General features: G+C 55.3%; 12 protein-coding genes and 1 riboswitch. Of the genes, 6 read left to right on the plus strand and 6 right to left on the minus strand.

Annotated elements, in window-relative coordinates; translation table 11 throughout:
• Positions 1 to 149 precede the first annotated feature (149 nt).
• The 4 genes from GXP52_08255 to GXP52_08270 all read right to left on the minus strand — a co-directional run bounded on the left by GXP52_08255 (position 150) and on the right by GXP52_08270 (position 5,138).
• Positions 150 to 317 carry a hypothetical protein gene (locus tag GXP52_08255; protein NOY87275.1) on the minus strand — a complete coding sequence of 56 codons (168 nt, stop codon included), beginning with the start codon at positions 315 to 317 and terminating at the stop codon, positions 150 to 152.
• 592 nt (positions 318 to 909) lie between these two features.
• Positions 910 to 1,521, minus strand: coding sequence for an anaerobic ribonucleoside-triphosphate reductase activating protein (locus GXP52_08260; GenBank protein ID NOY87276.1), 612 nt, complete (start codon positions 1,519 to 1,521; stop codon positions 910 to 912).
• Entirely contained in the window at positions 1,518 to 3,632 is a 2,115-nt protein-coding gene (locus GXP52_08265) for a ribonucleoside triphosphate reductase (GenBank protein ID NOY87277.1), read from the minus strand. The genes GXP52_08260 and GXP52_08265 overlap by 4 nt, the downstream gene beginning before the upstream one ends.
• Positions 3,633 to 3,859: 227 nt before the next feature.
• Positions 3,860 to 4,075: riboswitch (cobalamin riboswitch) on the minus strand.
• A 163-nt stretch (positions 4,076 to 4,238) separates the two neighbouring features.
• Complete coding sequence (locus tag GXP52_08270) at positions 4,239 to 5,138, minus strand: LysR family transcriptional regulator ArgP (GenBank protein ID NOY87278.1); 900 nt, start codon at positions 5,136 to 5,138, stop codon at positions 4,239 to 4,241.
• Between the two features lie 125 nt (positions 5,139 to 5,263).
• On the opposite strand from GXP52_08270, the gene GXP52_08275 reads away from it, so the two are divergent.
• A complete protein-coding gene (locus tag GXP52_08275; protein ID NOY87279.1) occupies positions 5,264 to 5,863 on the plus strand; it encodes an amino acid transporter in 600 nt (199 codons plus the stop codon).
• Between the two features lie 173 nt (positions 5,864 to 6,036).
• Here GXP52_08275 and GXP52_08280 read toward each other — a convergent pair whose 3' ends face one another.
• Both GXP52_08280 and GXP52_08285 read right to left on the minus strand, forming a co-directional pair.
• Positions 6,037 to 6,318: a hypothetical protein gene (locus GXP52_08280; GenBank protein NOY87280.1), complete on the minus strand. Its 282-nt coding sequence runs from the start codon at positions 6,316 to 6,318 to the stop codon at positions 6,037 to 6,039.
• An 18-nt stretch (positions 6,319 to 6,336) separates the two neighbouring features.
• On the minus strand, positions 6,337 to 8,235 hold the full coding sequence (locus tag GXP52_08285) for an ABC transporter substrate-binding protein (GenBank protein NOY87281.1): 1,899 nt from the start codon (positions 8,233 to 8,235) through the stop codon (positions 6,337 to 6,339).
• Between the two features lie 380 nt (positions 8,236 to 8,615).
• On the opposite strand from GXP52_08285, the gene rsmA reads away from it, so the two are divergent.
• From rsmA to GXP52_08310, 5 genes are all read left to right on the plus strand, one after another.
• Positions 8,616 to 9,464 carry a ribosomal RNA small subunit methyltransferase A gene (gene rsmA / locus GXP52_08290; protein ID NOY87282.1) on the plus strand — a complete coding sequence of 283 codons (849 nt, stop codon included), beginning with the start codon at positions 8,616 to 8,618 and terminating at the stop codon, positions 9,462 to 9,464.
• Positions 9,457 to 11,151, plus strand: a complete 1,695-nt coding sequence (locus GXP52_08295) for a ribonuclease J (GenBank protein ID NOY87283.1) — start codon at positions 9,457 to 9,459, stop codon at positions 11,149 to 11,151. The genes rsmA and GXP52_08295 overlap by 8 nt, the downstream gene beginning before the upstream one ends.
• A 149-nt stretch (positions 11,152 to 11,300) precedes the next feature.
• Complete coding sequence (locus GXP52_08300; protein NOY87284.1) at positions 11,301 to 12,086, plus strand: undecaprenyl-diphosphate phosphatase; 786 nt, start codon at positions 11,301 to 11,303, stop codon at positions 12,084 to 12,086.
• 35 nt (positions 12,087 to 12,121) lie between these two features.
• On the plus strand, positions 12,122 to 14,299 hold the full coding sequence (locus tag GXP52_08305; protein ID NOY87285.1) for a DNA translocase FtsK: 2,178 nt from the start codon (positions 12,122 to 12,124) through the stop codon (positions 14,297 to 14,299).
• Complete coding sequence (locus GXP52_08310) at positions 14,296 to 14,946, plus strand: outer membrane lipoprotein carrier protein LolA (GenBank protein ID NOY87286.1); 651 nt, start codon at positions 14,296 to 14,298, stop codon at positions 14,944 to 14,946. Before GXP52_08305 ends, GXP52_08310 begins: the two co-directional genes overlap by 4 nt.
• Positions 14,947 to 15,097: the final 151 nt, after the last annotated feature.

Raw genomic sequence — 15,097 nt, forward strand, 5'->3', positions numbered from 1 at the left:
GCGGTAGGTCTTTTTCCAGATCAGTTCGATGGCCGAGTCAAGGAGCCGTTCCCTTGCGTCGCTTGGTCGCCCCATTAATTTGATTCTCCTTATAAATCTGGGTCATCCTTGAAATGAGTACCTGGATGAGGACCATACCCCACCATTTGTCATCGTGCCTGTCCCGCCATAGCTCGAAGAGCGACGGCGGAAGCCGTGATTTTCTTTGCAGCTCCGCCCGGGATTGCCGCGTCACTCTCGTCTCCTTCGATGCTCCTCGCAATGACAGCAAAATAATAGAGGTACGCATTATCCGGATGAACCATAAATATAAACATACTTGACCGCTCGGTCAATATCAATCTTTCACCGGTCTAGTTAATATTGATGACTTCGCTGGTCGTCGCGAACCGATAACCGGGTGAAGCGATCCCGTGGGCGACCGGAGGGCGCCGCGATGACCTTTTCGGCTCCGCATGAGATTGCCACGCCTACGGTTTCACTCGGGCTCGCAATGACAGCAAAATAATAAAGGTGCGCATTAACCGGATGAACCAGATTTTAGAGCAAAAACATACTAATCTTTGATTTTTACCCTGTGTAACCCTGTGGTAAATGGGCTTTGGAAGTGTCTGCTATTTCACCATGGTGTTTTGTGGCAACAGATGTATCATGGAAAAAGGTGCCCGACCGAAAAGGAGGAAGAGGATGAAAAAGATCGTTCTGTTCGAGGTGCCGCAGGGGTTCAAAAAGTTTTCCATGCCTGCCGACATGTCCGAGGGAATGCCGGGTGAGATGAAGATACCGGTGAGATGATAATACATGGAAACGCCGTGGCAGCCTTGAACCTTGAACGTTAAACATTGAACGTTGAATCTTGAACGTTGAACCTTGAACGTGTTTATTTGGGCCTTGGCCGTCAGGCCGGCACTAGCGAAGCGAACTCTCCATGGCCGTTTCTTTTCGGAACTTCTGGATCCGATATGATGATCCATCCGGGACCAAAGAACGGATTTTCTCTATATCACGCATTGACAGCAGAGACTCCACGTTTGTTGTTCGAAACTCATGGGGAACTCCGCTTCCGGCTATAAGGTGGATGCTTTGGAGGATCTTTCCCTCATCAACCTTTATGCCTGCCAGACGGGCATACAATTCAAGCGGTGCTTTGATGTCCATGGCAATATAGTCAACAAGGCCTTCACCGATCAATTTACCAAGCACATCCGGTCTACTCCCATTTGTGTCGATTTTTACATCGAGCCCCAAACACTTAAGTTCCTTCAGGAACTCCTCCATGTCAGGCTGAAGTAACGGCTCACCTCCACTGATTACCACACCATCCAGCTTGTCCGCACGTAGAGCAAGAAATTCTGTCACCAACTTCCGGGAGATCAGATCCCCCGAGGGAGGATTCGGCGGGATTAGTGGCCCATTGTGGCAGAATGGACACTGGAAATTACATCCCTGCACAAAAATCACAGCCGCGACTCTCCCGGGGAAATCGCTCAGAGCAAACGGCTGAAAGCCGCCTAGTTTCACGTACGATTACCCAGTGTAAAAAGGCTGCGCATAATGAACTCCGACTGTTTGCCCTCATTCCACTGATTGACCGGTCTCAGATATCCTACGACTCGGGAATATATCTCTGTTTCACCATTACAATCCGGACAGAGTTTCTGTTCGCCGGGGAGGTAGCCGTGCGTCGGGCAGACTGAAAATGTGGGGGTGACGGTGAGATAAGGAAGCCGGAATTCCTCGCATACCCTGCGGACAAATGTCTTGACTGCGTCTGGGTCCGGCGATGATTCTCCAAGATAAACGTGCATGACCGTCCCTCCGGTGTAGCGGGTTTGAAGGCTGTCCTGGAGGTTGAGGGCGTGGAAAGCGTCATCGGTGTAGTTCACGGGAAGGTGTGTCGAATTCGTGTAAAATGGCGCCGCTCCCTCAATGTTCGCATGGCCGTTCGGGCATAAGATTTCGGGGAACTTATCCTGGTCCAGTTTCGCGAGGCGGTATGCCGTCCCCTCGGCGGGTGTCGCTTCAAGGTTATAGATGTGATCGGTTTCGTTCTGGAACCGGACAAGGCTGTCGCGCATATGATCAAGGACCTTTTCTGCGAACTTTTTCCCTTCGACGGAACCTATATCACAGCCCAAGAGGTTGACGCCGGCTTCGTTCATGCCCACAAGCCCGATCGTGGCGAAGTGATTGTGCCAATACTGCCCGTGAGATTTTTTTATGTTGCGAAGGTAGTATTTTGTATAGGGGTAAAGGTTCTGATCGGTGAAGCGTTCCAGGACCTTTCTTTTAATTTCCAGACTCGTCCGGGCGATCTCCAAAAGCTGGTCCAATCGGTTGAAAAAGTCCCCTTCGTCGTCGGCGAGGTAACCGAGGCGCGGCATGTTGATAGTGACTACGCCAATGGAACCCGTCAGGGGATTGGCACCGAACAAGCCGCCGCCCCTTCTGTCAAGGCTCCGCAGATCAAGTCTGAGTCTGCAGCACATGGACCTTGCGTCATCGGGTGACATGTCGGAGTTGATAAAGTTGGCGAAATAGGGAATGCCGTATTTCGCGGTGGCTTCCCATAATCCATGCAGGTCGGGCTCATCCCAGGGGAAATCGTGTGTGATGTTGTAGGTGGGGATCGGGAAAGTGAAGACCCGCCCTTTGGCGTCCCCTTCACACAGGACCTCCAGGAAAGCCCTGTTGAGCATGTTCATCTCATGCTGAAATTCCGCATACGTCTCCTCCTGCGTTTTGCCGCCGATTATTACCTGCTCCCCAGCCAGGACCGTCGGAGGATGCAGGTCGAGCGTCAGGTTAGTGAAAGGCGTCTGAAAACCGACTCTCGTCGGCACATTGATGTTGAAGATGAATTCCTGAAGAGCCTGCTTGACTTCTCTGTATTCCAGCCCGTCGTATCGGATGAAGGGTGCTAAAAGGGTATCAAAATTGGAAAATGCCTGTGCGCCTGCGGCTTCGCCCTGAAGGGTGTAGAAAAAATTGACGATCTGTCCCAAGGCGGTCCGGAAATGGCGTGCGGGGCTGCTCTCCGATTTTCCCGGCGCCCCCCTGAAACCCATACGCAGAATATCCTGCAGGTCCCAGCCCACACAGTAGGCCGCGAGTTGTCCCAGATCGTGAACGTGCAGATCCCCTGATGTATGGGCCCTCCTGATTTCAGATGAATAGACCTTGTTAAGCCAATATTCCTTGCACACTTCACTGGAAACGAAATTGTTTAACCCCTGCAGGGAATATCCCATGTTGCTGTTTTCCCTCACCTTCCAATCCAGGCGTTCCAGGTAGCTGTCGATCAGATCGATATCGGCCTTCTGAACGAGTTCCCGGATGCGGGCATGCTGATCACGGTAAATGATATATGCCTTCGCCGTTTTTTTGTATGGGGATTCCAGAAGGATTTCTTCAACGATATCCTGAATTCTCTCGACGGTTGGAAGGTCGTCTATCATTATCATTCCAGCCAGGGCAATGGCTTTAATAGTAAGTCTGCGGGCCATGACCTCATCGAACTCCCCGGTTGCTTTACCCGCCTTATGGATGGCTTCCGTTATCTTGGATGCCCGGAAGGGGACGACCCTCCCGTCCCGCTTCAGGATTTGAGTGAAATTTTCCGCTTCGTCCATCTGTGCTGTTTCACGAACGGATTCCGTTAAGGTGTTCATACCCGGCTCCTTTTCTGTGGATGCAGCTGTTCATAGGCGCATCCACTAACGTGTCCCACGTCCCCTCGGACGTGACAGTGACCTTTGGAAGAATTTCAGACAGCCGTGAGCTGTGAGGCGGGAATTTCGCAACAGGTCTTCTGCCGGGCTGAACGCATCTTCCCTCGAAGGCGACAATCAATATACCGCGCTATCGGCGGGTCGCCGGCAGGTCTTCGGACTTGTAGGCGGGTGATCCTCTCGATAGGATCCATTCCTACTGGCCGCCGCTTCCCAGCCCCTTGGGCCAGTGCTTAATGGCGACGTTCGTTCCTACTTACCGCTGCGGGGCAGTCCCGGATTCTCACCGGGTTCCCTTGTATAACACTCCGAATAAGGAGCGTACCGGCAACAAAACACTATATATAGTAGTCAGAAGAGAATGTCAATACAAGATAATGTATAAGGATTGGTGTCAGACCCTTGCAGGAACGACATCCATGAGCAGCCATTTACCGTTCACAACATGTGAGAGGACCGGTGTGACCGAGGTCTCACCCGAGATGATGGAGCAGGTCAAGGCCGCCATCAGGTGGCCTGATTTTTGAGTGTTGCGCGTGCGTTCCGGATCAGGCTTTCTGAAAACCCCTCCAGGATCCTTGAACGGATATTCCAGCGGTGCCAATATAAATCCACCGGAAAATGTTTGCCGGGAGCAAGATTGACAAGCTTACCGGCAGTGATGAGTGGGGTGCTCTGCCGATCCGGAACCATGCCGTACCCCAGGCCCGAGACTATGAATTCAACGAACGTCTCATAGGATGGAACGTAGTGAGCGGGAATATCCGTTGGAGATTTTCCCAACAGCAGCTTCAGAATCTTGTTGTGGAGATCGTCCCTGCGGGTGAATAACAGGGCCGGGGCCTGAAGAACAGCCTTTTCATCTAAAATATCCGGGAACCATTTATCTGCGAATTCGGGTGTCGCCAGCAGGCGATATTCCATGCGCCCCAGATAATCGACACGACAGCCACGCATGGCCCTTTCCTGAGTGCTTACGCATCCGGTGACATCCCCATCTTTCAGAAGGCGATGGGTCTGTTCCTGATCCTCCACCGACAGGTCCAGGACAACGGACTCATCCTTTACAAAGCGATGCACCGCATCAAGAAACCAGGTGGCAAGGCTGTCGGCGTTGATGCCGATGGCAAGGGAAGTAAACCTCATCCCCTCGGATGGTCCCAGGTCGTGTCCGAGACTATCCTCCAGTTGTTCTACCTGCCGATAGTGCTTGATCAGATGCTGCCCTGCCGGAGTAGCCTTGGGTGGTTGTGAGCGCACAAGTAATACCAGTCCCACCTGATCTTCCAGAAGTTTTATTCTCTGCGAGATGGCGGACTGGGTCAGGTTCAGCAAACGACCTGCCCTGTCGAATCCACCCTCCTGTATCACTGCCGCGAACGCCTCCAGAAGTTTGTAGTCGAGCATGAGTTGAAATTAGCAAAATTTATCATAATAAAAAACAATTAATTTTACTTCAGGCTAAAGTCAATCTATTATTGGCGCCAATCGAGGAAAAAGCCATGGATGGACTTTTTACGACCCTGCCAACAATGATTCTGACGTTTGCCCAGGGTTTCATAATGGGGGGCGGGCTGATCGTAGCCATTGGCGCCCAGAACTCTTTTATCCTGTCTCACGGCATCAGGCGCAGCCACCTCCTGCTTATTCCACTGATTTGCAGTATTTGCGAAATCGCCCTCATTGTCCTGGGGATGGCCGGGATGGGGTCTGTCATCGCCGCCCATCCCGATTTAGCCCGATGGGCCGCCTGGGGTGGCGCTCTGTTTCTGTTCTGGTATGGTCTGCGTGCTTTTCGTTCGGCAATTCGCGGCGCGAGCGTGGAGCGGGGAATGGTGTCGGCAGGTTCGCTGAAAACCGTCATTGGGACGACGCTTGCCGTCAGCCTCCTGAACCCTCAGGCTTTGCTGGATTCGGTTGTACTCCTTGGCAGTGCCGGCGGCCGGTTTGCCGGAACAGGTCGGCTCCTGTTCGGTATGGGCGCAATTCTGGCATCCGTGATCTGGTTCTTTTCCTTGAGCCTCGGAGGAAGGATGTTGGCCCCGGTGTTTCGTCGTCCTGCGTCATGGCGTGTTCTCGACTCAACTGTAGGGGTCAGCATGTGGACTATCGCTCTTTTCCTTATAGTATAGGACAAAGGATAGGAAAAACCTCCCCATCTCGATACTTCCCCCATGCTCCCAAGTGCCCCCTCGCCCCCGTTTATCCTGAGTCCCGCCGTCGGCGGGATCGAAGGGGCGTCTGCTTTTCTTCTCTTTGGACTCTGGACACTGGACTCTGGACTCCGAACTCTGGACTTTCTTTCCTACTCCGGACTATTCTCCTGACCCTTAACCACCCACTCCCTGACCCACATCCGGCCCATGAGATTCCGGAGGACGAAGGGATCCCGGCCTGTTATTTGTTCGGCCTCTTCGAGGCCTTCGGCGGAGAACAGGATCATGCCGCCCGAGCCGTCCCCGAAGGGGCCGCCCACATAATCCGGCGGGTCTACTTTTGCCCAGTAATCTATATGTTCAGGAACGACCTCCATGAGCCGATCGGGAGTGACCTTGAAGAAGTAGAAGAAAGCGAACCTTTTTGTCATGGAAAATCCCCAATATTATTAATCTATTTCCGGCACAAACGGCTTGATCTTGCCCTTCTCCACCGTCAGGAGATAAGGGCGCTGGGCGATGTCCCCGTCCTGCCCGGTTGTAAGCGGGCCTTCCGAAGAGGGGGCGTTGGTGAGATTCATGAGGTAGTTCCTCAGGGATGACCGGTCGCTGACTATCCCTGACTCCAATCCCGAACGGATCAGGTAGGCCGTGTCGAATGCCTGCGCTGCCAGTGGTTGGGGGTCCTCACCGAAACTGAGCCAGTACCTTGCCGAAAGTTCCCTGCTGACGGGATTATTCATGTCGGCCAGGTATCCCCCCGTAAAAATAGCGCCTTCCACGTAATGTTCCCCTAACTCCACTATCCAGGGGCTGTTCCAGCCATCAGTACCGAGCAGGAGGGCATTGGTTATATCGTAGAAGGCAAGCTGCGGAGCCAGGAGGCCGACGGTCTGGAAATCGGCCGGGATGAAGACCGCGTCGAAATCCACAATGGAATCGACTTTCACATCCACCCCGTTTTCCTTTAGGATCTTCTCTTCCGGTGACAACGCGCGGTTAAGACCGACCATGGAGCGGATCTGGGGTCCGAAATCGGTTACCCCGGGCGGAAAACTCTCAACGGCCGTCACCTCTGCCCCTCTTTTATCCAGCTCGTCCCAGAACCGGTTCATCATCTCCCTGCCGTAAACCGTGTCCGGATAAAGGATGGCGAACCTGGTCATCATGAGGCGGTCATGCGCCATGGTTACCAGGGACCTTATCTGCTGGGAGTCGGATAAGGCTCGGCGAAAAACATTCTCACCTATTTTCGGAATGGATGGGTCGGCGGAGAGGGTGATCATGGGGACGCCCGACCTCTCCGCCGCCTGGGCGGCAGCTTTCGAGGTCCTTGAGAAGATCGGGCCGATGATAGCCAGAACGTGTTCCTTTCCGGCCAGATCAGTGACGGCCTGGGCAGCCTTCATGGGATCTGTCCCGGAATCGACAGTTACCAGGGTAAAACGGGGGGAGGATCCCTCCTGCGGCAATGGGGACATGAGGCCGAGGGCGGCCTGTATCCCCTGCAGCGCCTTCTCACCGTAGAGCTGATAGCGTCCGGAAAGGGGAAGGACAGCGCCGATGGTGTTGCTTTGAACGAGGAGATGGTCGCTTAATATATTGTATGCCTCGTCAATTTTTCCCTGTGGGACCAGCCCGGGATAATGCGTCAGAATGTCCATCAGGTCATTCATCCCCTCCTGATAGAGGCCCTTTTCAAGCATCCTTCGAAGCTGCTCCATGGCCGGATATACGAAAGGCTCAGTTCCGTCCGATTCCGCAAGTATGCTTGCCAGGGCTTTGTCTCCAAGACCCAACGCGGCCTGGGCCAGGGTCTTTCGGGCCTCGTCCCCGATCTTTTCGGAGACACCCCCGGCTGAGGCGGCGAGGAGGGCATCCCGGGCTCCCATGAACGCCTGCCGGTAGCGCTTTCTCTTGAGAAGGCACACACTCTTTTTGCCCAGGGCCTCGGCACGCTCCGGGGCGAGGAGGTCGAGAGTCAAGGCGTTGTCTATGAAACGAACGCAGTCTTTCCACTTTTCCCTGTGGAGGGAAATGTCCCCTTCGAGGAGGAAGATTTTTTTCCTCAAGGGGCTGTTGGCGAAGTCCCGCAGGAACCGTCTTGCGAGGCGAAGGGCCTCCCGCGGCCTGTCAAGGGAGGCCATGATCCGGACCTGTTCCAGTAGAGCATCGTCAGCGTACCTGCTGTCCGGGTGCATTCGGATGAATGCATCCAGCATGTCGTAGGCTGTCTCCGCGCGCCCGTCCTCACGGAATGTCCTAACTGCCTCCTGGTAGGCCATGAGTTCCTCACGATCGGAAACCCGTTCCCCTAGGCGAACCGGCTTCTCCCGGACCGCTTCCATCTGAGAGGGTTTCGGCAGAGCCGGTTTCGACTGAACAATATTCTGCGGAACCTTTTCCCGCTGGATTACGGAAGGACTGACACAGGCGAGGCCCAAGGGGGACAGTATTGCCAGCAGGGTGATAGTGGGGTATAAACGCCCAGAAGGTTTGAACTTTATTTGCATGGTCACTTTTGATAGGATCGTAAAAAATCCTTTCGTGGCTTTTTACTCAACGGAAAGCGAAAAGTGTTATTTTCACTTTCCGCCCAAATCAACAACTTGCGCTGCAAGTCATTGCTTTGGGCGCCCTTCAATGGACGCGTTGATGACTTCCTGAGAAATCATCACTTTATAGCCGCAGGCCCGGGAAAATGTCAAATGGACTTTGGTAGATAAACATGGGATTTCACCGGCGGAGCACTCCTCCCTTCGGGCAACACTTTCTCCATGACCTGAATCTCCTTTCCCTGATTGTTCACTCGGCGGACCTGTCTCCCGGAGACATGGTCGTCGAGGTTGGTGTGGGGACCGGAAAGCTCACCCGTGTCATCCTTGACACCGGGGCTTCGGTAACAGGTGTGGAGATCGATCCGTCGGTGGTGAAGGCCATTGAGGAGCAGTTCGGGGGGGACCCCTCATTCAGGCTGGTTCAGGGGGATATTCTCAGGATCCCATGGGATGAACTTCTGCCCCAAGAAGGCCAGGCGGTCCTTATGGGCAACCTGCCTTATGCAGCCTCCACCCAGGTCATCTTCAGGGTGCTCCAATATCCGGAGAGGGTGTCCAGGGCGGTTTTCCTCGTTCAGTGGGAGGTGGGACGCCGTCTCGCCGCCGAGCCGGGCAACAAGGATTTTGGAATCATGTCGGTCGCTTGCCAGCTGTATGGAAGGCCCAGGATCCTTCGAAAAGTAGCACCCGGTGTTTTCCTTCCACCGCCCAGGGTGGATTCCGCGCTTGTGCGTTGGGATGTGGCATCAGAGCCTGTCTACCCCTTGAAAAACCGGGAGTTCACCAGCCAGGTGGTCAAGGCGGCATTCGCACAGAGAAGAAAGAAACTTGTTAACAGCCTCGCATCAAAGATGAAGACAATTGATAAGATAACTCTGCCCGGGGTGCTTGAGGGGCTTGGCCTCTGGGAAGGTGTGAGGGCTGAGCAGTTGACGGTTGAACAGTTCGCCCGGCTTTCCAACAGGCTTTATGACATGGGAATTAGACAGAACAGTGGAATTGGACAGAACAGTGAATGACAGTGCCCCGACTCCCGAGGCCATCTCCCTGCCCTTGCGCGTTATCCCCCTTGGGGGCGTCGGTATCTTCGGTATGAACTGCACGGTCCTGGAATATGGCGGCCATATGATCATGGTGGACGCCGGCTTCAAGATCCCACAGGGGAACTACCCGGGTGTGGACCTCATCCTGCCCGATTTTACCTATGTCCTTGAAAATCTTGATCGCCTCAAGGCCATCTTTCTCACACACGGACATGACGATCACATCGGTTCCCTGCCCTATCTTCTGCGCCAGGTGGATGTTCCCGTCTACGGTACGGCCCTCACTCTCGCCCTTGTCCGGGAACGGCTGACCGATAGCAGCGGAAACGGGCCTCCTGTGGACGGTGACCTGCGACAGATCATGTTCCGCGACCCGGTAACATGCGGCCCTTTTAACATCGAGGCCGTGAGGGTTGCCCACAGTATCCCGGATGGGGCTGCTCTTATCATCAGGACGCCTGTGGGCATCGTCGTGCACTCCGGCGATTACAAGATGGACCAGGCTCCCATTGACGGCAACCCCACCGACCTGGCGGGCCTCGCCAAAGCCGGGGAGATGGGCGTGCTCCTTCTCATGTCCGACAGCACCAACGCCGACAGGCCTGGTTTTACCCGGCCGGAGGCCGAGGTGGGCCGAGTTATCGAGGACCTCATGAGACAGGCCCCGGGCCGGGTCTTCATCGCGACCTTCGCATCACACATTCACAGGATTCAGCAGATACTTAACGCCGCCGAAGCCTGCGGCAGAAAAGCCGTTGTCGAAGGGCGGCGGATGATCGGGAACAGCCGCCTGGCATCTGACCTGGGCTACCTCCATGTTCCTTCCGACGTTCTGATTTCCATGGATAACGCCGGGGAACAGGAGGCCGGCAAACTGGTTTATCTTGTCACCGGATCCCAAGGCGAACCCATGTCCGCTTTGAGCAGGATCGCCAGGGGTGAACATTCCGGCGTGAAGGTCGGTAATGGCGATACCGTAATCTTCTCATCCAGGATTATTCCCGGGAATGAACTGGCCGCCGGTTCGATGATAGACGGGCTTTTTCGTGCGGGCGCCCGGGTCTATTACCAGGGATCCCCCATGGTTCACGTCTCGGGGCACGGGAGCGCCGAGGAGATAAAATTGATGATCAACGCGGTCAAACCGCGCTTTTTCATTCCCCTCCACGGGGATTACCGCCAACTTGTTGCCTGTTCCAGACTTGCTCAGCAGGTGGGAATCGAAAAGGAGCGGATCTTCATACTCGATCCCGGCCAGGTCCTTGAATTCTCAGAGGACACGGCATTCATGGGAGCTTCTGTACCGGCCGGGCGCATGTTGGTGGACGGGGACCTCGTCACCGACCTTGGCAGCCCTTTAATGAAGGAGCGGAGGAGACTCGCCAGGGAGGGTCTTGTCGTGGTCGTCGCCTCCCTGTCTGCCCGGGGCGAACCCGGGTCCATCGCTCCGTCCGTTCACAGCGTGGGGGTAGGACTGGAGGAATCGAGCCGATCATTGGACAGGGAGGCGGAGGCGGTCGCAAAAAATTTCATCAGGGATTGGCGCTCACCGCCTTCCTCCATCGAGGAACTCAGGGAGGAGATCAGGATAGGTGTGCGAGCCGTGTATCGTCGTGCCCTGCAGAAAAAGCCGATGGTCATCCCCGTCCTGGTGGAGGAGTGATCAGGTATCGAAGTATCGGAGTACCTAGTGCCTGGTGCCTGGCGCCTAGTTTAGTTCAGGTTCAAACCGCGCAGTGTCTTAAGATACTAGGAACAAGGTACCAGGAACCAGGAACTTAATCCTGGAACCTGGTGAAAGGGCTATAGGCCATGACCGATCTGTTTAACTCAATACTCCTGGGCATCCTCCAGGGTGTTACCGAATTTCTTCCGGTCTCCAGCTCGGGACACCTTGTGCTGGCCCAGTCCATCCTGCCGGGTTTCAGCGCACCATCGGCAGCCTTCGACATCCTCCTGCACGGTGGGACCCTCATAGCCGTTATCGCCTACTTTTATCGTGATATCATCGAGATGATTGTTGGAATGGTCAGGCCCCGGGAGGGAGGGTGGAAGCTTCCCTTGCTCCTTGTCGTGGGCAGTGTTCCAGTGGGCCTTGTGGGATTCCTGTTAATGGATGCCATTAAACCGCTCTTTTCGTCTCCCAGGGTCGCGTCGGGCGGACTCCTGTTTACGGGTGTTCTTCTGCTGATAGCGAGCAGGCTGCGCGGCGGCAGGACCAGGATGTCTGAAATAACCGTCGGATCAGCTGTACTCATCGGCTGTTTTCAGGCCGTTGCCGTTACCCCCGGAGTCTCCCGGTCAGGGGCGACCATTGCCGCGGCGATGCTTGTGGGGCTTTCCGCTACCGAGGCCGCCCGGTTTTCCTTCCTCCTCTCCATCCCCGCCGTCGGCGGGGCGGTTTTACTAGAGGGAAAGTCGATCCTGGGTGCAGGCCACATGGCGGTCTATCTTGCCGGCGCGCTGGCCGCCGCAGTGGCGGGCTGGCTTTCCATTGCCCTGCTCATGAAGGTTCTGGCAAAGGGAAAACTCCTCCCCTTTGCCGTCTACTGTCTGTCTATCGGTTTCCTTTCGCTGGTCTTTTTGGTAGGGTCGTAAAAGGTCCGAAGAGACTTTTTGCGAAGGTGTCAAAAATGGCGTCCAGGGAAAAAGAAATCAGAATAACCCCTAAATACCAGGCCAGATGGCGTGAGATCGTCGGTGTCCTGTTCACTGCCTTGAGCCTTTTTTTCCTCCTGTCGCTTGTTTCCTACAGTCCCCTGGATGTTTCTTTAAACAGTACCGGTACGGTAAAGGGAGTGAGTAATCTGGGAGGGGTTGTCGGAGCTCACCTCGCCGACGTTATCATCCAGGCCCTCGGCTGGGCCGGGTTCCTTATCCCGGCCTTGCTTTTGTTCCTCGGAGTAACCAGGTTCATCAGCAAACATTGGGGGGGATGGTTCCTTAGGGCCGCCGGCGGAAGCGGGTTCCTGTTGGCGGTGTGCATTCTCCTGCAGATCAGAATGGGGACCGCTCCCGTTATGGGCGGTGTCCACAGGGATGCCGGCGGGATTGTCGGTCTCCTCCTCAGCGATGTACTTATTCGATTTTTTAATGTCCCCGGTACTCTTATCCTCTCCATCGCCCTTCTGGTCGCATCGATCCTGGTCATGACCAATATGTCGCTCGGGACAACGGGCCGGATCTTTCTGGGGTGTTTCAGATGGATCGGCCGTTTTTTTGTTAAATGGAAGGAACGGGTCAGAAGGCGGAAGGCCGTCACCAGAGCCCAGGACGTGGAGGCAAAAAAGGCTTCGCCCCAGGTGGTAGTCAGGAAGATGGAAAAAACCAACAGGGCATTATCCGAACCTGTCCAGGAGGAATTTGAGACAATGCCGAGACCAAGGGGGAAATTTTCTCTGCCCCCTCTTCGGTTGCTCAACCCTCCCGACCCCAGGTATGAGGGGATTAGTGAGGAAGACCAGAAGGGGCGTGCGAAGATTCTTGAGAAGAAGCTCAGGGATTTCGGGGTTGAAGGGCGGGTTGCGACCATCAATCCGGGTCCGGTAATTACCGTTTTCGAATATGAGCCCGCACCCGGGGTAAAACTGAACCAGATCCTCAACCTTACGGGTGACCTCTCCCTGGCCATGGGAGGTGTTTCCATTCGGGTGGTCCCTTTGATCCCCGGAAAAACGGTTATTGGAATCGAGATACCCAACCAGAGCCCGGAGTTGGTTACCCTCCGTGAGATCCTGAGTTCCAGCGAATTTACGCGTGCCAAGGGGGCGCTGAGGCTCGCCCTGGGGAAGGATACGGCAGGCAATCCATACGTAACCGACCTGGATTCAATGCCGCACCTCCTTGTGGCAGGCGCCACCGGGACGGGAAAGAGCGTGGCCATCAACTCCATGATCCTCAGCCTGGTGGGAAACCTTGCACCCCACGAGGTAAGGCTCCTTCTCATCGATCCAAAGATGCTCGAACTGTCGCCATATGAGGGGATCCCACACCTGCTGGCTCCTGTGGTAATGGAGCCCAGGAAAGCAGCTTCGGCCTTGAGATGGGCTGTTGTGGAAATGGAGAGGCGCTACCAGCTTCTCGCCGCCCACGGCGTGAGGGACATTGTCGGCTATAACCGGAAAATGGCCAAGCTCAAGGAACCACCGGAGGGTGACGATCCGCATCTCCCCCACATTGTGGTGATAATCGACGAACTGGCCGACCTCATGATGACCACCTCCCGGGAGGTCGAAGAGTGCATCGCCCGGCTGGGCCAGATGGCCAGGGCGGCGGGGATCCACCTGATCATAGCCACCCAACGGCCATCCGTGGATATCGTTTCCGGGAACATCAAGAACAACATCACAGGCAGGATCTCATTCAAGGTGTTCGACAAGGCGAACTCACGGGTTATCCTGGACAGCAACGGCGCTGAACAGCTCCTCGGCAGAGGGGACATGCTCTTTGTCAAGACCGGGATTACCGGGATGTTCCGCATCCACGGATGTCTGGTTACGGATGAGGAGGTAAACAGGATCGTCCGGTATTTACGGGAACAGTCAAAACCCGATTACCGCGATGACCTCTTTGATTATGAGCCGACTTCCTCACGGGGCGTCGATGACGATGAGGAGGATGAGAAATTCGGGGACGTTCTCGATTTCGTCTACCGGAAGGGATACGCCTCGGCGTCCATGATCCAGCGTAACTTCAAGGTGGGATACAACAGGGCGGCCAGGATGATCGAACGCATGGAGGCGGAGGGCATTATCGGACCGCCGGACGGCGCCAAGCCCCGGCCCATCCTCCGAAGGGTCGATATGGAATGAGATCGATCATCGTGGCCCTTCTGGCCCTTTTCATCACTGCCGCCCCGGGTTGGGCGGCAAGCACCGGTGACGGGGCCGCCAAAACCCTGGCCCTTGTCCGCAAGGCCTACAGTACCCTCACGAGCATCCGGGCGGAATTTGTCCAGACCGAGGAGCGCCCCGGGGTGGGAATCTCCCATCGGGAAGAGGGTGTCCTGTCCTTTTTACTGCCCGACAGGATGCGCTGGGACTACCGGGGAAAAAAGCCTCACAGGGTAATCATCAACGGGGATATTGTCTGGATCTACATGCCCGGCAGGCACCAGGTTGTCAGGAGAAAAATGACCCCTGAGGAGATGCGTCAGGGAGCCGGTACCTTTCTCGGCGGGATTGACCGCCTTGAGAAGGATTTTACGGTGCGGTCCGGCGGGACGGGGCCCGAAGGAAGATACGCGCTGGTACTTTTCCCGAAATCGAAGAAAACCTCCTACGACAGGATCGAGATTTTCGTGGAACCGGACACCGGGGTCATTGAGAGGATCACGATCCACCATCGTATCGGTAACGTGACCACCATTTCTTTTGCCGGGATCGAAAGGAACGTGAAGCTGTCGCCCGACCTGTTCAAGTGGGACATCCCGAAGGGAACGGAGGTCATCGAGCCGTGATGATGCGGGGATCCTTCAGATGGTGTATATGGGCGTAGAGGTGCAAGGCGTTTAAAAAATGTCGAAGTATCTGAAACCCGGGGTCCAACGTCCAATGGGATGAAAGAACGTTCAACGTTCAATGTTCAACGTGGAAAAGCAGCCTGCGAGG

This window comes from Deltaproteobacteria bacterium (assembly GCA_013151915.1).
GTDB lineage: Bacteria > BMS3Abin14 > BMS3Abin14 > BMS3Abin14 > BMS3Abin14 > BMS3ABIN14.